Below are 20,310 nucleotides of genomic sequence, written 5' to 3'. Positions count from 1 at the left end.
GGGCGTCGCGCCGTCAGAGAGCGGTCATCTCGCCGGTGTCGTGGATCTCCTCACGCTCGGTCTCCGGCTGCCACAGGTCCGGCTGGGCCGGCTCGGGAGCGCCGATCCGCATCGCCTCCAGCTGGGCGGCGAAGGCCAGCCCGCCGAAGAGCGCCATCCCGGTGAGGTTGGCCCAGAGCAGCAGCGCCATCATCCCGGTCAGCGCGCCGTAGGTCTGCCCGAACCCGTCGCTGAACCGCACGTACGCGGCGAGCAGCAGGCTGGCCAGCCACCACAGGGCGGTGGCGATGCCGGCGCCTAGGAACAGCCAGGACAGACCGGGCTGCTTGCGGCGGGGGGCGTGCCGGAACAGCAGGGCCACGGCGAGCACGGTCAGGCCGAGGCTCAGCGGCCAGCGGACCACCTCCCAGGCGAAGGTGGCGACGTCGCCCCAGGCGTAGTTGCGGCGTACCGAATCGCCCATCGTCCCGCCGCCGACCAGGATGAGGAACCCGGCGAGCGCCGGGACGCCCGCGACGAGCGCGAGGACGGCGGCGCGCAGGTATTTCCACAGGGCCGGGCGGTCCCGCTCCACGCCGTAGATCCGGTTCGCGCCGCGCTCGATCTGGGCCATCGTGGTGGTGAGCGCGACGAGGCCGGTCAGCAGGCCGAGGGTCAGCGCCAGCTCGCCGGCGTCCTCGGTGCGCTCGCCGGAGTCGAGCAGCTCACCGACCACCTGCTCGCTCTGCCCGGGGGTGAGGGCGAGCACCGTGTCGGCGACGACCCGGCCGCCCTCGTCGGCGCCGAGGTCGGTGATGAGGCCGGTGAGGGCGATCAGGAACGGCACCACGGCGAGGCAGAGCTGCAACGCGAGGGCCCGGGAGTGACTGAACCCGTCGCCGTAGCGGAACCGGACGAACGCGTCCCGCAGCAGCCGCCAGCCGCCGTGGCGGCGCAGTGTGTGCCAGGCGTCGTCGGCGGAGAGCTCCTCGTCGGCCATGAGCCGGGTCTCGGGCACCATCCGGGTGCTACTCACGGCGGGCCTCCTCGACCAGTTCCTCGCCCCGCTCCCCGGCGGCCTCGGCGTCGGCGGCCAGGTCGGGTGCCTCCTGCGGCTGCGGCACGCAGAGCCAGAGGGCGCGGGGGCGGATCTCGACGGCCAGCCGCCGGCCCGGGGCGATGAGGTCCCCGTCGAGCTCGCGCGGCTGGGCCCGGTTGCTGGTCACCTCCACCCGGCGGGCGCGGTAGACCTCCATCCGGGGGACGCTGCCCCGGCGGCGCACCAGCGCCCAGCCCATCGCCAGCCAGTGCCGCAGGGCCCGCGGGGTGAGCACCGCGACGTCGAGCCAGCCGTCGTCCGGCTCGGCGTCGGTGAGCAGGGTGACGCCGCCCTGGAGGCGGCCCACGTTGGCCACCAGCACCGAGCGGGCCCGGCGGCGCAGCGGCGGCCGGTCGTCGAGGCGGATGGTGACGCGCATCGGCCGGTCGCGCAGGTGCCGGGCGGCCCCCATCACGTACGCCGGCCAGCCGATGCGGGCCTTGGTCGTCTCGGAGGTGGCGTCGAGCATCTGGGCGTCGAAGCCCATCCCGGCCATGACGGTGAAGTAGGCGTCGTCGACCGCGCCGACGTCGAGCTGGCGGCGGCCCCGCTCGACGGCGACCTCCAGCGCGGCGGCCAGGTCGGTGGAGAGGCCGAGGTTGGCGGCGAGCAGGTTGCCGGTGCCCTGGGGCAGGACGGCGAGGGCCACGTCGGTGCCGACCAGCGCGCTGACGCAGGACATCACGGTGCCGTCGCCGCCGCAGGCGAAGACGACGTCGACCCCGGCGGCGACGGCCTTGCCGGTCTGGCCCCGGCCCGGGTCCTCCGGGGTGGTCTCGAACCACAGCGGCGTCGGCCAGCCGGCGGCGGCGAGCGCCCCGTCGACCGTCGCGCGCAGCTCGTCGAGGTCGGCGACCTTCGCCGGGTTGACCACCACGGCGGAACGCAGCCCGCCGTGGTGGTCGGTCGCGCGCGCGTCCGGCGTCGAACGCGTGTTCTGCTCAGCATCCACGGCGTCAGTGTGCAGCAACTCGGTGCAGGCGGCGAGCCGACGGCCGGTGAGGTTACGCGCACCGAAAACAGGTTTACGGGGGCGAGGTGCCCGGAGCCGGCGGCACCGCCGGCCACGTTGTGTGAGTGCGGCGTCTCCGGCGCGGGAGGGCCGGCAATCGTCACCGCGCGTCATACTCTGCTGACGTCACCAGACGCCAACCGCCCCCTTTGCTCTGCACCCACGACCGCAGCACCGCCCCGGAGCTGCGGACGTACCGGAACTGCATGTTGCCGAGACGGTGCGTGGCCGACTACTTTCCGCACACCGTCGCGTCGATGGGTGCAGAGCAAAGGGGGAACGGCGGGGACCAGCGCCCAACCGATCAGTCACCCTACGTGATGCCTCGCTGACGACCCGGCGGTCGATGAGGCTCGGGTGTCGAGCCGGCGACGACGGGAGGGACCGCGAGGCGAGACAGGTTGCAGAGAGGCGAGGCAGTGCGCAAGGGGAAGGCGAGGGAGGACCGCCAGGACCTCGCGGGTCAAGACGACACGGCGTGGGTCAGGACGGCGCGGCCCGGGACGGGACGGGACGGCGCGAGGCGGGGCGGGGCGGGGTGGCTAGGCTGCGGCCCGCAGGGCCAGCTCGACCCGGCGGCGCAGGTCGTCCAGCTCCAGCCCGGCCTCGGCGAGCACCAGCGCGGCCGGGCCGCCGCCCTCGCGCAGCAGCCCGAGCAGGAGGTGCTCGGTGCCGATGTGCCGGTGCCGCAGCCGCAGCGCCTCGCGCAGCGAGAGCTCCAGCGCCTTCTTCGACCGGGGCGAGAACGGGCCGCCGGGCCGGTGCCGCCGCCCCCAGCGGCGGCGCGGGGCGGGCGGCGCGGCACGCAGCGCGCCGGGGCCGAAGGACTCCTCGATCCGGGCGACGATCGCGGCCAGGTCGATGCCGATCTCGCGCAGCGCGGCGGCGTCGGCCTCGGCGAGCCCCGCGCCACCCTCGGCGGTGTGCCGGGCCACGGCGGCGCGCAGGTCGGCGGCGCGGACTCCGGCGTCGCGCAGCACCCGGGTCGCGAGGTTGTCGGGGTCGGCGAGGACGGCGAGCAGCAGGTGCTCGGTGCCGATCGGGCGCTGCCCGGCGGCCCGCGCCTCGTGGGCGGCCTGCCTGACCGCCTCGCGGGCCCGGCCGGTGAACCGTTCGAACATCATTCCTCCCAGGTGCTCGGGACCGCCGGTCGTCCGGCGTGCTTCTTGTGGACCGCCTGCCGGCTGACCTCCAGCGCGTCGGCGATCTCCTGCCAGGACCAGCCCTGCCGTCGGGCGTTGTCCACCTGGACCACCTCCAGCCGTTCGAGGAGCCGGCGCAGGGCGCGCACGGCGCGCAGGCCGACCCGGGGGTCGGTGCTGCCGGCCGCGGCCGCGAGTTCCGTCGCGTGACTCATGCTGTCAACATACGTTGACAACGGGCCGCCGTCAACCAAGGTTGACGCCAGGACCGACAGGATCGACAGGATCTCCGGGGTCGCCAGGATCGCCGGGGCCACCGGAGCCGGCCCGGCCGGCGCGATACCCGCCCCGGCCCGGCCGGCGGCCACTACGCTCGGTTGCAGTGATCGGACCCGCCGCGCACGCCTGTCGGGGAGGTGAGGCCGGATGACCCCGCCCGCCGACGCGCCCGTGGTGGCCGCGCTCGGCTCACCGGAGACCGCGCCGCAGGTCGCCCGGCTGGCCGCGCGGGAGGCCGCCGGCCACGGCCGCCCGCTGCGCCTGCTGCACGCCTTCAACTGGTCGGCGGCGCTGGAGGACCCGTCGGTGGTCGGCCCGCGCGCCCGGGCCGAGGAGCTGCTCGAAGGGGCCGCCGCAACCGCCGGCGAGGCGGCGCCGGCGGTGCCGGTCAGCGGCGAGATCGTCGAGGGCGCGCCCGTCGCCGTCCTGGTCCGCCGCTCCGAGTCGGCGTTCCTCGTCGTCATCGGCGACGGCGGCATGGCGCGCTGCGGGGCGTGCATCCCGGCCGACGCCCCGGCCGTGCAGCTCGCCGCCCGCGCCGGCTGCCCGGTGCTGGTGGTGCGCCCCGAGCCGCCGCCGCAGGGCCCCGTCCTCGTCGGCGTCGACGGTTCGCGCAGCTCCCGCACGGCGCTGGCGTTCGCCTTCGGCTGCGCCGCCCGCCGGTCGGCCCGGCTGCTCGCCGTGCGGGTCGTCGAGCCACCGCCCGAGGACCGGCCGCCCGCCACCGGCCCGCCGCCGGGCCCCGGCCCGCACGGCACGTCCGGCCGGCCCGACGCGTACGACCGGCACGGCCTGGACAGCGCGCACGCCGAGCTGACCGACCTGGTGGCCCGGTGCGGACGTCGGCACCCGGAGGTGCCGGTCGAGTGCCACGTCGTCGGCGGCGATCCCGGCCGGGTGCTGGTCGAGCAGTCCCGCTCCGCGCAGCTCACCGTGGTCGCCCCCCGGGGCGACGAGCCGCTGCGCGGGATGCTCGGCGCGGTCAGCCAGTCGCTGCTCTACCACTCCCCCGCGCCGGTCATCGTCGTGCGTGGACTGGTGGCCACCGCGCCGGGCGGGGCATGACGTCCCCACGGTCCGGGACCAACGGCCCTGATCGATCTCCGCCCGCGCCGCGAAGCTGGACGTGGCCGGGAAAACCCGGCGCCCCGGATGCGAACGTCCCCGATCCGCGAGAGGCTAACGCAGCATGGACACCGCTGTAGACCTGCACAGCCCCCTGACCGAAGACGAGCTGCGCCGGCTGGACGCCTACTGGCGGGCCGCGAACTACCTGACCGTCGGGCAGATCTACCTGCTGGACAACCCGCTGCTGCGGGAGCCGCTGCGGCCCGAGCACGTCAAGCCCCGTCTGCTGGGCCACTGGGGCACCAGCCCGGGCCTCAACCTGCTCTACGCCCACCTCAACCGGGTCATCGTCAACCGGAAGCTGCCGACGATCTTCATCACCGGCCCCGGCCACGGCGGCCCCGCCCTGGTGGCCAACACCTGGCTGGAGGGCACCTACAGCGAGCTCTACCACTCGGTGAGCCGCGACGAGACCGGCATGCAGCGGCTGTTCCGCCAGTTCTCCTTCCCCGGCGGCATCCCGAGCCACGTGGCGCCGGAGGTGCCGGGTTCGATCCACGAGGGCGGCGAGCTGGGGTACGCGCTGAGCCACGCCTACGGCGCGGCGTTCGACAACCCCGACCTGCTGGTCGCCTGCGTCATCGGCGACGGGGAGGCCGAGACCGGCCCGCTGGCCGGTAGCTGGCTGTCCAACGTCTTCCTCAACCCGGCCCGCGACGGGGCGGTGCTGCCCATCCTGCACCTCAACGGCTACAAGATCGCCAACCCGACGGTGCTGGACCGCATCCCCACCGACGACCTGCTGGACATGATGCGCGGCTTCGGCTATCAGCCGTACGTCGTCGCGGGCGACGACCCGGCCACGGTGCACCAGGCCCTCGCCGCCACCCTCGACCGGGCCGTCGACGAGATCGCCGACATCCAGCGCCGGGCCCGCTCCGGCGCGCCCGTCGAGCGCCCCCGCTGGCCGATGATCGTCCTGCGTACGCCGAAGGGCTGGACCGGCCCGGCGGTCGTCGACGGCAAGCAGGTGGAGGGCACCTACCGCGCCCACCAGGTGCCCATCGCCGAGGTGCGCGACAACCCGGAGCACCTGGCCGAGCTGGAGCGCTGGCTGCGCAGCTACCGGCCGGAGGAGCTGTTCGACCCGACCGGCGCGCCCGTCGCCGAGCTGACCGCGCTGCCGCCGACCGGTGGCCTGCGGATGAGCGCCAACCCGGTCGCCAACGGCGGGCGGGTGCTGCGCGACCTGGAGCTGCCGGACTTCCGCCGGTACGCCGTCGACGTCCAGCAGCCCGGCGATCCGGTGGCGGGCGCGACCGGGACGCTCGGCGCGTGGGTCCGCGACGTGATCACCGCCAACCCGCGCACGTTCCGGCTGTTCGGCCCCGACGAGGTCGCCTCCAACCGGCTCGGCGCGGCCTTCGAGGTCACCGACCGGGCGTTCGTCGCCGGCCGGGTCGACGGCGACGACCACCTCTCGCCCGACGGCCGGGTGATGGAGGTGCTGTCGGAGCACCTGTGCCAGGGCTGGCTGGAGGGCTACCTGCTGACCGGCCGGCACGGCATCTTCACCAGCTACGAGGCGTTCATCCACATCGTCGACTCGATGGTCAACCAGCACGCCAAGTGGCTGAAGGTGACCCGGGGCATCCCGTGGCGGGAGCCGGTGGCGTCGCTGAACTACCTGCTGTCCAGCCACGTGTGGCGGCAGGACCACAACGGCTTCTCGCACCAGGACCCGGGCTTCATCGACCACGTGGTCAACAAGAAGGCCGAGGTGGTGCGGGTCTACCTGCCGCCGGACGGCAACACCCTGCTCTCCACCATGGACCACTGCCTGCGCAGCCGGCACTACATCAACGTGGTGGTGGCCGGCAAGCAGCCCGCCCCGAACTGGCTGACCATGGACGAGGCGGTCCAGCACTGCCGGCGCGGCCTGGGCATCTGGGACTGGGCCAGCACCGACGACGGCGAGGAGCCGGACGTGGTGCTCGCCTGCGCCGGCGACGTGCCGACGCTGGAGACCCTCGCCGCCGCCGAGCTGCTGCGCCAGCGGCTGCCCGAGCTGAAGGTGCGGGTGGTCAACGTGGTCGACCTGATGCGCCTCCAGCCGCCGTCGGAGCACCCGCACGGCCTGCCCGACAACGAGTTCGACACCATCTTCACCAGCGACAGGCCGGTCATCTTCGCCTACCACGGCTACCCGTGGCTGATCCACCGGCTCACCTACCGGCGCGCCAACCACGACAACCTGCACGTGCGCGGGTACAAGGAGGAGGGCACCACCACCACGCCGTTCGACATGGTGATGCTCAACGACCTGGACCGGTTCCACCTGGTCATCGACGTGATCGACCGGGTGCCGGGGCTGGCCGCGCGGGCCGCGCACCTGCGGCAGGAGATGGTGGACACCCGGCAGGCGTGCCGCGACTACACCCGCGAGCACGGCTCCGACGACCCCCGGGTCGCCGAGTGGCGGTGGATCCGGGAGACCGACGCCGAACTGAGGAGCGAGAAGTGAGCCGTGACGAGATCCTCGTCGGCTACGACGGTTCCGCCGACGCCACCGTCGCCCTGAACTGGGCGCTCGGCGAGGCGGAGCACAGCGGCCGGCCGGTCCGCCTGGCGTACGTGTTCGAGTGGGTGACCGTGGCCGGCTGGGTCGGCCCCGGCGTGGCCCCCGGCGTCTGGCCCGACGAGACCGCCCGCCGACAGGTGGAGGAGCTGGTCGGCAAGGCGGCCGCCGACGCCGCCGCCGCGCGGCCCACGGTGACCGTGCGCGGGGAGGTGTTCGACGGGCCGCCGGCCCTGGTGCTGGAGGAACGCTCCGCCGAGGCGGGCCTGCTGGTGCTCGGCAGCCGGGGCCACGGCGGGTTCGGCGGCCTGCTCGCCGGCTCCACGGCCGTGTCGGTGACCGCCCACGCGCACTGCCCGGTCGTGGTGGTCCGCGACGGCGACACCCCCGCCGGGCGCACCGGCCGGGTCGTGGTGGGCGTCGACGGCTCCGAGACCTCCCTGCTGGCCCTCGGGTTCGCCGTCGAGCGGGCGGCCCAGCGGGGCGTTCCGCTGCACGTGGTGCGGGCCTGGGAGCCGTCGGCCGACCGGGGACTGGCCGCCGACGACGCGGCGGCGGCGGAACGCGCCGCGCTGGACGAGCCGCTGGCCGGCTGGCGGGAGACGTTCCCCGACGTCGCGGTGACCGTCGACGTGGTGGCCGGCCGCCCGGCCGGCGCGCTGGTCGAGGCGAGCCGGGACGCCCAGCTCGTGGTGGTCGGCAGCCGGGGCCGGGGCGGGCTGCGCGGCATGCTGCTCGGCTCCGTCGGCCAGCAGCTCCTGCACCACGCCCACTGCCCGGTGGCGGTGGTCCGCGAACGCTGACGCGCAAGGAAGGGCCCCCTCTTAACACCCGGTGTTAGGAGGGGGCCCTTCCTCTACAGAATGCGTTAACAAGGGGCCCTTCCTTACACCTCAGTCGGGGAGGGAGAAGTAGTCCTCCTCTTCCTGGGCCAGGTGCAGGCGCAGGACGGCGTCGAGCCCGTACAGCGCGGCGAGCAGATCGGTGACCTGGTCGCCGCGCAGCGGCCCGGCACCGGCCTGGGCGAGGTGCCCGCCGATCCGGTCGACCAGCCGGCGGATCTCCACGTGCCCCCGGCTCATCGGCGAGGTCGCCTCGTCGCTGCCGAGCGGCCCGGCCAGCGCCGGGTAGAGCTGCCGCTCCTCGGCGGCCTCGTGCGGCAGCACCCGCCCGGTGAGCCGCCCGTGCACGGCGCGCAGGGCGGGCAGGCAGTCGGGCGAGTCGGGGTGCGTGGCGACCAGGTCGGCGGTGTCGCGCAGGGCGGCGAGCACGTCGCGGATCGCGGCGTGCTCGCCGGCGTACCGGTCGAGCAGTGCCCGGGTGTCCGGCGGGACGTCCCGGCGGCGCAGCCCGCCGCCGAGGGCCCGCAGCGCGTTGAGGATCACCACGACGTCGATGCCCTCCTGGAGGAACGCCCCGGCCACCGGCGGCAGCCTCCCGGCGGCGGCGACCAGCATCGCCGCCACGGCCAGCGCCATCCCGACGACGGCGCTCTGGGTGGCGATGCGGCGGGCGTACCGGGCGATCTCCACGGCGTCGGCGAGCCGGTCGAGCCGGTCCACGGTGAGCACCGCGTCGGCGACGTCGGCGGAGGCGGTCGCCCCGGTCGCGCCCATCGCCACCCCGACGTCGGCCTCCGCCAGGGCGGGGGCGTCGTTCACCCCGTCGCCGACCATCACGGTCACGGCCCGGCGGGACTCCTCGCGGACCCGGGCGGTCTTCTCCTGCGGCGTGCACCGGGCCAGCACGTCGTCGACGCCGACGGCCTGCGCGACCTGGTCGGCGGTGCCGGGCCGGTCCCCGGTCACCATGACCAGCCGGGTCAGTCCGGCCTCGCGCAGCCGCCGCACGGTGCGGCGGGCGTCGGGGCGCACCGGGTCCTCCAGCAGGATCGCCCCGAGCGGCTCCCGCTCGTCGCTGACCCAGACGGCCGACCGGCCGGCCAGTTCGGCGCGTTCGGCGGCCCGGGCCGCCCACTGCGGCAGTTCCCCGCCGAGCTGGCCGACCCGCACCAGCCGCCCGTCGACCCGGCCGGTGACGCCGCGCCCCGGTTCCTCGGTGACGTCGGTCGGGTCGGCCAGCGCCAGGCCCCGCTCCCGGGCCTGCCGGACCAGGGCGGCGGCCAGCACGTGCGGGGAGAGCTGCTCCACGGAGGCGGCCAGCCGCAGCACCTCGTCCCGGTCGCCGCCGGGGGCGACCACCGTCTCGGCGGCCCGGGGTCGGCCGGCGGTGAGCGTGCCGGTCTTGTCGACCAGCAGGGTCCGGGCCCGGCCCAGCGCCTCCAGCGAGCCGCCGTCGCGCACCAGCACCCCCCGCCGGGCCACCCGGGACAGCCCGGAGACGATCGCGATGGGGGTGGCCAGCAGCAGCGGGCAGGGGGTGGCCACCACCAGCACCGCCACGGCCCGCACGAACTCGCCGGAGAGCCACCAGCCCAGCCCGGCCAGCACCAGCGTGAACGGCACGAACGCCGCCGCGTACCGGTCGGCCATCCGCACCATCGGGGCCTTGCGCGCGGTGGCCTCCTCGGCGAGCCGGACGATCCCCGCGTACGTGCTGGCCGCCGCGCTCCTCGTCGCCCGCAGCCCGAACCCGGCCCCGGCGTTGGCCACGCCGCTGGCCACCTTCTCGCCGGCCGCCCGCTGCACGAGCCGGGACTCGCCGGTGACGACCGACTCGTCGCAGGTGGCGGCCTCCTCGACGGTCCCGTCGACGGGCACCACGTCACCGGGGCCGACGACGAGCCGGTCGCCGGCCGCGACCCGGTCCAGCGGGACCGTCTCGATGCCGCCGCCGGGGACCCGCCGCCGCGCGGTGCGCGGGGCCCGTTCCAGCAGGGCGCGCAGGTCGCGGGTCGCCCTGCGCTGGGCGTACGCCTCCAGCGCGCGCCCGGTGGCGAGCATCAGCGCGATCACCGCGCCGGCCAGGTACTCCCCGACGACGAGCGCGCCGGCCAGCGCGAGGACGGCGATGACGTCCACCCCGAACTGCCGCCGCCACAGTTGCCGCAGCATGGACCAGGCCGCCGGGGCCAGCGCGGCCACGGTCGCCGCCGCCCACAGCCAGTCCGCCCAGGTGCGGCGGCCGGCGAGCCACAGCCCCGCCCCGGCCGGCACGGCCAGCGTCAGCGCGGCCAGCGGCGCCCACTGGAGCCCGCGCGCCCAGCGCCGCCGCACCGGCCGCTGCGGTACGCACTCCCGCACCTCGGTGCCCACCTGCGGATCCTCTCAACGGGCGGGGTCGGCGAGGCGGCCAACGACCGAATCGCGCCCGCCACCTGTCATGATCGTTGGAGGCGAACGACCTGGGCGCGACGGGACCTGCGTACCGTGCGTCCGGGGGTGCCGGTGCCGCAGGATGGAGCGGCAACCCCGCCCGGGGCACCGCGCGGTGGGGCACGATGGGCTGAGACGAAAGGTCGTGACGATGAGCCACGAGACGCCGGCGACGGACCGCCCGCTGACCACCGCGCTCGCGGAGGCCGCCGCGACGGCCGGCCACGCGCCCTCGGTGCACAACACCCAGCCGTGGCGCTGGCGGGTGCTGCCCGACGCGTTGGAGCTGCGCGTGGTGCGGGACCGTCAGCTCGCCGCCACCGACCCGGAGGGCCGGCTGTCGGCGGTGAGCTGCGGCGCGGCGCTGCACCACGCCCGGGTGGCCCTCGCCGCCGAGGGCTGGGCGTTCGTGGTGGAGCGGCTGCCCGACCCGGGCGACGCGGAGCTGCTGGCCCGGATCGGCGACCTCAAGCGCGTCGAGGCCGACCCCGACGCCATGCGGGTGGTGCAGTGCATGCAGGTGCGGCACACCGACCGCCGCCCGGTCAGCGACGAGCCGGTGCCGACGGCCGCGCTCGGCGACATCGCCGCGGCGGTCGCCGCCGAGGGCGCGCGGCTCCAGGTGCTCAACTTCGATCAGGTGATGGAGCTGGCCGCCGCGGCCTCGCACGCCGCGACGGTGGAGGCGGAGGATTCACAGCTGCGCGAGGAGCTGGACTACTGGACGAGCCGGGCGGGCACCGGCACGGGCCTGCCGCCGGAGGTGCTGCCCGAGCAGGCGCAGCAGACCACCGTGCCGGGCCGGGACTTCGGCCGCCCGGGCACCCTGCCGATCGGGGCGGGCCACGACCGGGCGGCGGCCTACGGGGTGCTCTTCGGCGACGAGGACGAGCCGGACAGCTGGCTGCGGGCCGGCGAGGCGCTGTCGGCGGGGTGGCTGACGGCGACCCGGCTGGGCGTGTCGATGGTGCCGCTGTCGGGCGTCGTCGAGGTGGAGGGCACCCGGCAGACCCTGCGGCAGGTGCTCGCCGGCCTCGGGTACCCGTACCTCGTGCTGCGGATGGGGATCGCGGACCCGGAGCACGCCGGTCCGCCGCACACCCCCCGGCTGCCCGCGGAGCAGATCGTCGACACGTCGGCGGTGCGCGGGCCGGGTGCGTGACCCGGCAGCCGGGACGGGTGGGCGAGGCTGGGCCGGTGCGTCCGCCGGGCGATAACATCGCCGGGTGAACGCACCGAACCCGAGGCACGAGCCGGTCGCGCCGTCGCTGGGGTTGAGCCCGCTGTCCCGGGTCCGCCTCGACGAGCTGCTCCAGGAGATGCTGGACCGGGTCGGCGAGGTGGTCACCAGCCGGGAGCGGCTGCGGGCCCTGCTCGACGCGGTGGTCGGCATCGGCACCGACCTCGACCTGCGCAGCACGCTGCAACGGATCGTGGCGGCGGCGTGCGAGCTGGTCGGCGCGAAGTACGGCGCCCTCGGGGTGATCGGCCCCGACCGGCTGCTGCACGACTTCATCACCCACGGCATCGACGCCGAGCTGCACGCGAAGATCGGCGACCTGCCGCATGGCCGCGGCGTGCTCGGCCTGCTCATCGACGAGCCCCGCCCGGTGCGGATGCCCGACATCACCAAGCATCCCAAGTCGTACGGTTTCCCGCCGCACCACCCGCCGATGCACAGCTTCCTCGGGGTGCCGGTGCGCATCCGCGAGCAGGTCTTCGGCAACCTCTACCTGGCCGAGAAGCAGGGCGCGCCCGAGTTCACCGAGGACGACGAGGAGATCGTGGTGGCGTTGGCCGCCGCGGCCGGCGTCGCGATCGAGAACGCCCGGCTCTACGCGCTGGCCCACCGCCGGGAACGCTGGCTGGCGGCCACCGCCGAGATCACCTCGGTGCTGCTGGGCGAGGTGCGGCGCACCGACGCGCTGGCGCTGGTGGCCCGGCGGGCCCGGGAGGTCGCCGAGGCGGAGCTGGCCGTGGTGCTGCTCTACGACGAGGACGCCGGCCAGTTCACCGTCGAGGTGGTCGACGGCGTCGACGCGCCGGGCGGGGCCGACGGGTCCACCCGGGGGCTGGTCGGCGCGCTGCTGCCCGCCGGCGAGACCAGCTTCGCCGAGTCGGTCACCGACCGGCGGCACACGCTGGTGGAGAACCTGGCCGAGTCGGCGCCGTGGCCGACGCCGGTGACCGCCGGGCCGGCGGTGGTCTCCCCGCTGGCCGCCGCCGACACGCTGCACGGGGTCCTGGTGATCGCCTACCCGCCGGACCGGGGCGGGGCCACCGACGACGACGTGGCGCTGCTCGGCAGCTTCGCCGGGCAGGCGGCGCTGGCCATGGAGCGGGCCCGGGGGCAGGAGGAGCGGGAGCTGCTGGTGGTCCTGGAGGACCGCGAGCGCATCGCCCGGGACCTGCACGACGTGGTGATCCAGCGGCTGTTCGCCACCGGCCTGCAACTACAGAGCGGCGCGATGAACGCCCGCCCCGAGGTGGCCAAGCGGATCAACGCGGCCGTCGACGACCTCGACGCCACGATCCGGGACATCCGGCGCACGATCTTCGAGCTGCGCACCCCGATGAGCGCGGCGCTGCGCACCGAGATCCGCGAGGCCGTCGACCTGGCCGCCGAGTCGCTGGGCTTCCGGCCGTCGCTGGAGCTGACCGGCCCGATCGACAGCGCCGTGCCCGAGCCGGTCCGCCCCGACCTCACGGCCGTGCTCCGCGAGGCGCTGTCCAACGCCGTACGCCACGCCGAGGCGAGCCGGGTCGCGGTGGGCGTGCGGGTGGAGGGCGGCTGGGTCACGGTCACGGTCGCCGACGACGGCCGGGGCTGCGACCCGGCCGCCGCGCGGGGCGGCCTGGTCAACCTGCGCGAGCGCGCCGAACGCCACGGCGGCGAGTTCGAGGTGCGCCCGGTGACGCCGCACGGCACCGAGCTGCGCTGGACGGCCCCGCTGCGCGACGACTGACCCGGCCCGACGGGTGCCGGCGGCCGGTCAGTGCGCCTTGCCGAGGAGGCGGGTGGCCAGCACGGCCGCCTGGGTGCGCCGCTCCAGGCCCAGCTTGGCGAGCACGCTGGAGACGTAGTTCTTCACCGTCTTCTCGGCGAGGAACATCTTGCCGGCGATCTCCCGGTTGGTCAGGCCCTCCGCGACGTACTCCAGGATGCGCCGCTCCTGCTCGGTGAGGGTCTTCAGCTCGCGGGGCTGCTCCACGCCGCTGCGGATGCGCTCCAGCACCCGGGTGGTGATCGCCGGGTCGAGCAGGGACTGGCCGGCGGCGACCCGGCGCACCGCGTCGACCAGGTCGGTGCCCCGGATCTGCTTGAGCACGTAGCCCGACGCGCCGGCCATGATCGCCGCGAACAGCGCCTCGTCGTCCTCGTACGAGGTGAGGATCAGGCCCTTGATCGACGAGTCGACGGCGCGGATGTCGCGGCACACGTCGATGCCGTTGCCGTCGGGCAGCCGGGCGTCGAGGATCGCCACGTCGGGCCGCAACGCGGGGATGCGGCGGGCCGCCTCCTGGGCGGAGCCCGACTCCCCCACCACCTCGATGTCGCCGCTGTTGGTGAGCAGGTCGGCAAGGCCACGACGGACGACCTCGTGGTCGTCGAGCAGGAACACCCGGATCATCCCTCGTTTCTACCCCCTCGGGCCGGTGCCCGCACGGGCCGAAGGTCCCTACCGCCCCCGCGCCGCGCCGGGCTGGGGGTCCCGGCGCAGACGGGACGTCCGGCCCTGCCCGCCGACCACCGTGGTCACGCACCGTGGAGATGGACCAGACGGGGGCGGCACGACTGCCACGGGAGGGATCATGATGGAGACCGGATTCACCGTCGGGCAGCTCAGGGCCGCCGCCGCCGACGCCGTGCGCGCCCCGTCGCTGCACAACAGCCAGCCGTGGCGGTTCCGGCTGCGCGACGGCGGCATCGAGGTGCTGCTGGACCGCGAGCGCCGCCTGCCGGCGACCGACCCGAGCGGCTGGGGCGCCCGGCTCGCCTGCGGGGCGGCCCTGTTCAACCTGCGGCTGTCGCTGGCCGTGGCGGGCACCCCGGCGACGGTGCGGCTGCGCCCGTACCCGGCGGAGCCCGACGTGCTGGCCCGGCTGGTCCCGGACGTGCCGCGCCGGCCCTCCCCGGCCGAGCAGATGCTGTACGGCGTCATCCCGCACCGGTTCAGCAACCGGGCCCCGTTCTGGCCCGACCCGGTGCCGGCCGACGTGCGGTGGCGGCTCGGCGAGGCGGCCCGCGCCGAGCAGGGCTGGCTGGAGCTGGTGATCGGGGTCAGCGCGGTCAACGCGTTCGCCGAGGTCGCCCGCAGCGCCAACCGGGTCCTGGAACGCGACCCCGCCTACCGGGCGGAGCTGGCCGAGTGGGTGCGCAGCGCGCCCGCGCCCGACGGGGTGCCGGCCACCGCCGGCGGGCCGCTGGGCGAGCCGCAGGACCTGCTGCCCAGCCGCGGCTTCAGCGGGCGCAGCCGCGCGCCGGGGCGCGACTTCGAGCCGGAGCCGCTGGTGGCGGTGCTCGGCACCGCCGGCAACACCACCACCGATCAGGTCGTGGCCGGGCAGGCCCTGCAACGGGTGCTGCTCACCGCCACCGACGCCGGGCTGGGCGTGTCGATGATGTCCCAGCCGATCGAGGTGCCGGGGGCGCGGGAGGCCCTGCGGCTGTCCCTGGGCCGGTTCGGCACCCCGCAGATGGTGATGCGGATCGGCTACGGCCAGCCCGGCTCGCCGACCCCCCGCCGCAGCGTCGACGAGGTGCTGGACGTGCCGGTCGTCCGGGCCTGAGGCGAGGGTCGCCGGGGGCGTGCGCCGCCCGTCGGCGACCCCCACCCCGGCTGGGCCGGCGGTGGTACGGTGCCGGCCGATGGCCAGCTTCGCGATACTCGGGCCGCTCGAGGTGACCGTGGCCGGGCGGACGGTCACCCCGCGCAGCGGCAGGCAGCGGGCGCTGCTGGCCGTCCTGCTGGTCAACGCCGGCCGGGACACCGGGCTGGGGCAGATCCTCGGCGCGCTGTGGGGCGACGCGCCGCCCGACACCGCCGTCGGGCAGGTGCAGACGCTGATCTGGCGGCTGCGCGGGGTGCTCGGCGACGACGCCATCGCCACCCGCCCGGGCGGGTACCGGCTCACCGTCGCCGACGCCGACCTCGACGCGCGGGTGTTCGCCGCCGGCGCGGCCGAGGCCGCCGCGCTGGCCCGGTCGGGCCGGGCGGCCGAGGCGGCCCGCCGCTACGGCGAGGCGCTGGCCCTGTGGCGCGGCCCGGTCCTGGCCGACGTGCGCCTGCCGGGCGACCCGCAAGCCGCCGGGTTCCCCGCCGCCGTGGCGGAGCTGACCGAGCTGCGCCTGGCCGTGGAGCGCGACCGGGTGGACGTCGAGTTCGCCCTCGGCCGGCACGCCGAGCTGATTCCCGCCCTGCACCGGATGGTCGACGCCGAGCCGCTGCGGGAGGAGCTGCGGGAACGGCTGATGCTCGCGCTGCACCGCACCGGCCGGCGGGCCGAGGCGCTGGAGACGTACCGGCGGGGCCGGGCGGCGACCGTGGCGGAGCTGGGCCTGGAACCCGGTCGGGGGCTGCGGGAGCTGCACCGGCGCATCCTCGACGGCGACCCGCTGCTGGACGCCGCCGAGCCCGCCCCGGCGCCGCCGACCGCGCCCCCGGCGGCCCAGTTGCCGATGGACGCCGCCGACTTCGTCGGCCGGCACGACCTCGCGGCCCGGCTGGCCGCCCTGCTGGCCGCGCCGCCGGCCGACGGCCCCGCCGCGGATGCCGGGCAGCCGGCCGCGCCGCCGGTCGTGGTGGTGTCCGGCGCGGCCGGCAGCGGCAAGACGACCCTCGCGGTCCACGTCGCGCACCTGGTGCGGGACCGGTTCGGCGACGGGCAGCTCTTCGTCGACCTGCGCGGCGGCGGCGAGCCGCACGACCCGTCGACCGTGCTGGGCCGGTTCCTGCACGCGCTCGGCGAGGATCCCCGGGCGGTGCCGGCCGACACCGACGAGCGGGCGGCGCTGTTCCGGGCCCGCACGGCCGGGCGACGGCTGCTCGTGGTGCTGGACAACGCCGCCGGGGAGAACCAGCTCCGGCCGCTGCTGCCGGCCGAGCCGGGCTGCGCGGTGCTGGTGACCGCCCGTCGCCGGCTCACCGCGCTGCCCGGCGCGCACCACGTCGACCTGGGCGTGTTCGCCGCCGACGAGGCCGTGGACCTGCTGCGGCACGCGATCGGGGACGGCCGGGTCGCCGCCGAGCACGCCGACTGCCTGCGGGTCGCCGAACGCTGCGGATACCTGCCGCTGGCCATCCGGATCGCCGGGGCGCGGCTGGCCGCCCGGCCGCACTGGCCGGTGGCGAAGCTGGCCGGGCAGCTCGCCGACGAGCGGGCCCGCCTCGACGTGCTGCGCACCGGGGACCTGGCGGTGCGCTCCAGCCTCGCCACCAGCTACCACGAGCTGGACCCGACCGAGCGGCGGCTGCTGCGGCTGCTCGGCGGGGTGGACCTGCCCCGGGTGCCGGGCTGGGCGGCCGCCGCGCTGCTGGACCGCTCGCCGGCCGAGGGCGAGGAGCTGACCGAGCGACTCGTCGAGGCCCGCCTGGTGGACGCCGACGGCGGCGGCTACCGGCTGCACGACCTGGTCCGGGCGTACGCGCGGGAGCTGCTGGACGCCGACGGCGCGCCCGGTGAGCGGACGGCGGCGCTGGGACGGCTCACCGGCGGGTGGCTGACGCTGGCCGACGAGGCGTACCGGCGTACCGGCGGGGGTTTCCGGCGGGGCGTGGCCGGCGCCGCCCCGCGCTGGTCGCGGTGGACGGCGGCCGAACGCGACGCCGTGCTCGGCGACCCGGTGGCCTGGTTCGAGGCGTCCCGGGGAATGCTGGTCGGGACGGTGCGGCGGGCCGCGGCCGCCGGGCTGGTCGAGCCGGCGTGGAACCTCGCCAACACCCTGGGCCGGCTGTTCGAGCTGCGCGAGCACCTCGACGACTGGGCCGGCGCGACGACGGCGGCCCTGGACGCCTGCGTGGCCGCCGACGCCGACGCGGGCCGGGCCTGGCTGCTGCGGTCCCTCGGCGAGCGGCACCTCAACCTCGACCGCCTCGACGACGCGCTGGCCTGCTTCGACGCGGCGCTGGCCCGGTTCGAGCGGCTCGGCGAGCGCAGGGGGCAGGCGCTGGCGCTGCGCGCGGCGGGCACCGCCTACCGGCTCCAGCGGCGCGACGCCGAGGCGATGGCCGCGCTGAGCCGGGCGAAGGCGATCACGGTGGAGCTCGGCGACCGGGCCGGCCAGGCGCAGGTGCTGTTCGGCGTCGGCGCGGCGCACCGGGTGGCCGGGCGGCCCGGGCCGGCGGAGGCGGCGTTCCGGCAGGCGCTGGCGATCTTCGGGGAGCTGGGTGACCGGTTCGGGGAGGCGTACACGTCGACGAGCCTGGCCCTGGTGCTCGGCGGGCGCGGCGCGGACGCCGACGCCGAGGCGCTGCTGGCGCGGGCCCTCGGGCTGTGCCGGGAGCTGGGCTACCGGCGGGGCGAGGCGATCTCCCTGGGGCACCTGGGCGAGCTGCACCTGCGTACGGGCGCGCACGAGCGGGCGGTGGCCGAGCTGACGGAGGCGGTCGCCGGGGCCCGGGAGGTCGGCGACGGCATCGGCGAGCTGATCGCGCTGCGCCGCCTCGGCGCGGCGTACCTGGCGTTGGGCCGGTTGCCGGCGGCCCGGTCGGCGCTGCGCTACTGCCTCGCCCTGTGCCGTGAGCACGGCGAGGACGGCGAACGGGAGCGGGCGCTGCGCCTGCTCGGCGAAGTACGGGCCGGCTGAGGCGGGGCCGTGCGAGCGGGGTGAGAGCGGGCTGAGAGGGCCGGGGGCCGTCCACCGGTGAGGGTGGACGGCGGGCGCGTGTCGTGCCCACCGGACCTGGGGAGGCTCCAATGACCGACCGTTCCATCCCCGCCGGGGACCGCCCGGGGCTGTCCCGGCGCGGCTTCCTCGGCGGCGTCGGGGCGTCCGCCGCCGCGCTGACCGTCGGCGGCGTCCTCGGCGACGCCCAGCCCGCCTCGGCCGCCTACTACATGAAGTGGGGGGCCGTCGTCTCGCCCGGCGACGCCAGCAACAACATCGACTTCAGCCGCAAGGTCGACATCCTGCGCCGGATGCGCCCGCAGACCGCCCGGATCTCGATGTTCTGGGGCGACCCGTACAACCGGCGGTTCAGCGACTCGCAGCTCGACGCGCTGCGCGGCACCGGGCTCACCGAGATGATCATCCAGTCGTCGGAGGACCCCGACCCGAACCTGGCCCGCCACCAGCTCAGCCTGCTGCTGCCCTACATCGACGCGCACCCGAACACCCTGTTCGTGTGGGAGCTCGGCAACGAGCCGGACTGGCACCAGCCGACCAACCCGTGGCTGGCCCGGTGGAACCGGCTGGCGACGATCCGCGACAACAAGCCGTCGCAGGACCGGGGCAACCTGCTCTGGGCGGTCAACATGCCGGCGGGCCGGTGGTCCGGCGACGGCACCGGCTTCACCGGCAGCTCCGGCGGCTACTTCGACTCGTTCGTCCGGGACACCGGCGACGGGCTGGGCGGGATGCTCTCCGGCCCGTACCAGCCGGACGTGGTGACGGTGCACTGCTACAGCTCGACGTACCTCACGCGCGGCGCGGACGGCGGGGGCGAGCGCAACCCGTACAAGATGATCGACTACGTGCGGGGCTGGAACAACCGGATCAGCATGAAGGTCACCGAGGCCGGGATCGACGGCGCGAAGTCCGACCGGGGCTACCGCTACGTGAGCTTCGGCTCGTCGGTGGCGAACGAGACCGCCGGGCAGATCGACAGCGTCTGCTTCTACGGCATCCCGCCCGCCGAGCGGCAGTACGGCATCGGCGAGGGCGAGGCCGACCAGATCGGCACCCACCCCTGACCGCCCGGACCGGGGTGCGCCGCTGGCGGCTGACGTTGCGGAGTCGGCCTGCGGCGGGCCCCGGTCCGTGGTGCGGCGGCACCCGTGGCGGGGTCACCGGGACCAGCCCCGCCCCGGGTGCGGCGGGTCGCGGCCGTCGGTGTGGGACGGCCGCGACCCGCCGTTGCGTGGTACGCCGTCGGCGGGCGCCCGGAGGCGGCTACGCCGCCGGCGGGGCGCGGCGCATTCCGGCTCCATGCCGGCGCGTTCCGGCTCCATGCCGGCGCGTTCCGTCGGGGCCGGGCTTCCGTTCCTCCGGTCGCGCCCGATCGGGGAACGAGATCGCGCTCGATCAGGGATCGAGTGGCATCACTCGGGCCGAGAGCCACTCTTTCCGGGATCGAGCACGATCTCGCCCACACGGCACCGCCCCACTTCCGCGCGCTACTCGTCGAGGATCTGCTCCCGGAGGATGTCGGCGTGCCCGCAGTGCTGGGCGAGTTCGCGCAGCACGTGCAGATAGACCCACCGCAACGGCAGCGGGCCCCGCCGGTTGCCACGCAGGATGTCGTCCAGGTCCAGGGACGACGTCGCCCGGCGGGCCGCCTCGCAGGCTTCGCGGTGCGCCTGCTGGACGCTGGCGATCGTGTCACCGTCGTCGAGGAGGAACGAGTCCTCCGAGGCCGCGGGGAGGCCGAGCTCGACGCGCGGCCGGCACGTGATGGCCTCGTCGAACCAGACCCTCTCGACGAAGGTGGCGTGCTTCACCAGGCCCAGCAGCGTGGTCCGGGAGGGCACCAGCGATCGACGCGCCTGTTCCTCAGTCAGCCCGTCGAGGCAGTGGTGGAGCGCACTGCGGTGCTCGTCGATGAACGCCTCGAACTGGGCACGGGCCGGCTGTGCGATGACCCGGTCGGCGAAGGTGGGCGGAAAGGAGGGCATGGCCGAAGCATTCCAGATCGTCGCGCCGCGAACGACCGGTCGAC

Annotated in this window: 15 protein-coding genes; 8 read left to right on the top strand and 7 right to left on the bottom strand. The window is 76.0% G+C overall.

All coding sequences use genetic code 11. The features are described 5' to 3' along the window. Positions 1 to 13: 13 nt before the first annotated feature. From O7633_RS29830 to O7633_RS29815, 4 genes are all read right to left on the bottom strand, one after another. Positions 14 to 1,015 carry a YihY/virulence factor BrkB family protein gene (locus O7633_RS29830; protein WP_074479166.1) on the bottom strand — a complete coding sequence of 334 codons (1,002 nt, stop codon included), beginning with the start codon at positions 1,013 to 1,015 and terminating at the stop codon, positions 14 to 16. Continuing rightward, positions 1,008 to 1,967: a diacylglycerol kinase family protein gene (locus O7633_RS29825; RefSeq protein ID WP_282328682.1), complete on the bottom strand. Its 960-nt coding sequence runs from the start codon at positions 1,965 to 1,967 to the stop codon at positions 1,008 to 1,010. Before O7633_RS29825 ends, O7633_RS29830 begins: the two co-directional genes overlap by 8 nt. Positions 1,968 to 2,632: 665 nt before the next feature. Beyond that, positions 2,633 to 3,211, bottom strand: coding sequence for a Clp protease N-terminal domain-containing protein (locus O7633_RS29820; RefSeq protein WP_282324751.1), 579 nt, complete (start codon positions 3,209 to 3,211; stop codon positions 2,633 to 2,635). Beyond that, positions 3,211 to 3,447, bottom strand: a complete 237-nt coding sequence (locus O7633_RS29815; protein ID WP_043962604.1) for an HTH domain-containing protein — start codon at positions 3,445 to 3,447, stop codon at positions 3,211 to 3,213. The genes O7633_RS29820 and O7633_RS29815 overlap by 1 nt, the downstream gene beginning before the upstream one ends. A gap of 211 nt (positions 3,448 to 3,658) precedes the next feature. On the opposite strand from O7633_RS29815, the gene O7633_RS29810 reads away from it, so the two are divergent. The 3 genes from O7633_RS29810 (at position 3,659) to O7633_RS29800 (ending at position 7,960) form a co-directional block, all read left to right on the top strand. After that, positions 3,659 to 4,576: a universal stress protein gene (locus tag O7633_RS29810; RefSeq protein ID WP_282324750.1), complete on the top strand. Its 918-nt coding sequence runs from the start codon at positions 3,659 to 3,661 to the stop codon at positions 4,574 to 4,576. Positions 4,577 to 4,700: 124 nt separating this feature from the next. Continuing rightward, entirely contained in the window at positions 4,701 to 7,103 is a 2,403-nt protein-coding gene (locus tag O7633_RS29805; RefSeq protein ID WP_282324749.1) for a phosphoketolase family protein, read from the top strand. Then, complete coding sequence (locus O7633_RS29800; protein WP_074479162.1) at positions 7,100 to 7,960, top strand: universal stress protein; 861 nt, start codon at positions 7,100 to 7,102, stop codon at positions 7,958 to 7,960. The genes O7633_RS29805 and O7633_RS29800 overlap by 4 nt, the downstream gene beginning before the upstream one ends. 90 nt (positions 7,961 to 8,050) lie before the next feature. On the opposite strand, the gene O7633_RS29795 is transcribed toward O7633_RS29800, so the two are convergent. Beyond that, positions 8,051 to 10,372: a heavy metal translocating P-type ATPase gene (locus tag O7633_RS29795; RefSeq protein WP_282324748.1), complete on the bottom strand. Its 2,322-nt coding sequence runs from the start codon at positions 10,370 to 10,372 to the stop codon at positions 8,051 to 8,053. Between the two features lie 142 nt (positions 10,373 to 10,514). Here O7633_RS29795 and O7633_RS29790 point away from each other — a divergent pair, with 142 nt between their 5' ends. Both O7633_RS29790 and O7633_RS29785 read left to right on the top strand, forming a co-directional pair. Then, positions 10,515 to 11,594, top strand: a complete 1,080-nt coding sequence (locus O7633_RS29790; protein WP_282324747.1) for a nitroreductase — start codon at positions 10,515 to 10,517, stop codon at positions 11,592 to 11,594. Between the two features lie 112 nt (positions 11,595 to 11,706). Further along, positions 11,707 to 13,398, top strand: coding sequence for a GAF domain-containing sensor histidine kinase (locus O7633_RS29785; protein ID WP_178067213.1), 1,692 nt, complete (start codon positions 11,707 to 11,709; stop codon positions 13,396 to 13,398). Between the two features lie 27 nt (positions 13,399 to 13,425). Here the strand turns inward: O7633_RS29785 and O7633_RS29780 are convergent, their stop codons facing one another. Further along, positions 13,426 to 14,064 (bottom strand): response regulator transcription factor, encoded by a 639-nt coding sequence (locus tag O7633_RS29780; RefSeq protein ID WP_043962597.1) that lies wholly within the window; start codon positions 14,062 to 14,064, stop codon positions 13,426 to 13,428. Between the two features lie 184 nt (positions 14,065 to 14,248). On the opposite strand from O7633_RS29780, the gene O7633_RS29775 reads away from it, so the two are divergent. The 3 genes from O7633_RS29775 to O7633_RS29765 all read left to right on the top strand — a co-directional run bounded on the left by O7633_RS29775 (position 14,249) and on the right by O7633_RS29765 (position 19,345). Then, positions 14,249 to 15,223: a nitroreductase family protein gene (locus O7633_RS29775; RefSeq protein ID WP_282328681.1), complete on the top strand. Its 975-nt coding sequence runs from the start codon at positions 14,249 to 14,251 to the stop codon at positions 15,221 to 15,223. 79 nt (positions 15,224 to 15,302) lie between these two features. Next, positions 15,303 to 18,239, top strand: a complete 2,937-nt coding sequence (locus O7633_RS29770; RefSeq protein ID WP_282324746.1) for an AfsR/SARP family transcriptional regulator — start codon at positions 15,303 to 15,305, stop codon at positions 18,237 to 18,239. A gap of 110 nt (positions 18,240 to 18,349) precedes the next feature. Then, a complete protein-coding gene (locus O7633_RS29765; protein ID WP_282324745.1) occupies positions 18,350 to 19,345 on the top strand; it encodes a twin-arginine translocation signal domain-containing protein in 996 nt (331 codons plus the stop codon). A gap of 423 nt (positions 19,346 to 19,768) precedes the next feature. Here the strand turns inward: O7633_RS29765 and O7633_RS29760 are convergent, their stop codons facing one another. Beyond that, positions 19,769 to 20,266, bottom strand: coding sequence for a DinB family protein (locus O7633_RS29760; RefSeq protein ID WP_282324744.1), 498 nt, complete (start codon positions 20,264 to 20,266; stop codon positions 19,769 to 19,771). Positions 20,267 to 20,310: the final 44 nt, after the last annotated feature.

This window comes from Micromonospora sp. WMMD712 (assembly GCF_029581295.1).
GTDB classification, from domain to species: domain Bacteria; phylum Actinomycetota; class Actinomycetes; order Mycobacteriales; family Micromonosporaceae; genus Micromonospora; species Micromonospora carbonacea.
This window is presented reverse-complemented; position numbering and strand designations above follow the sequence as displayed.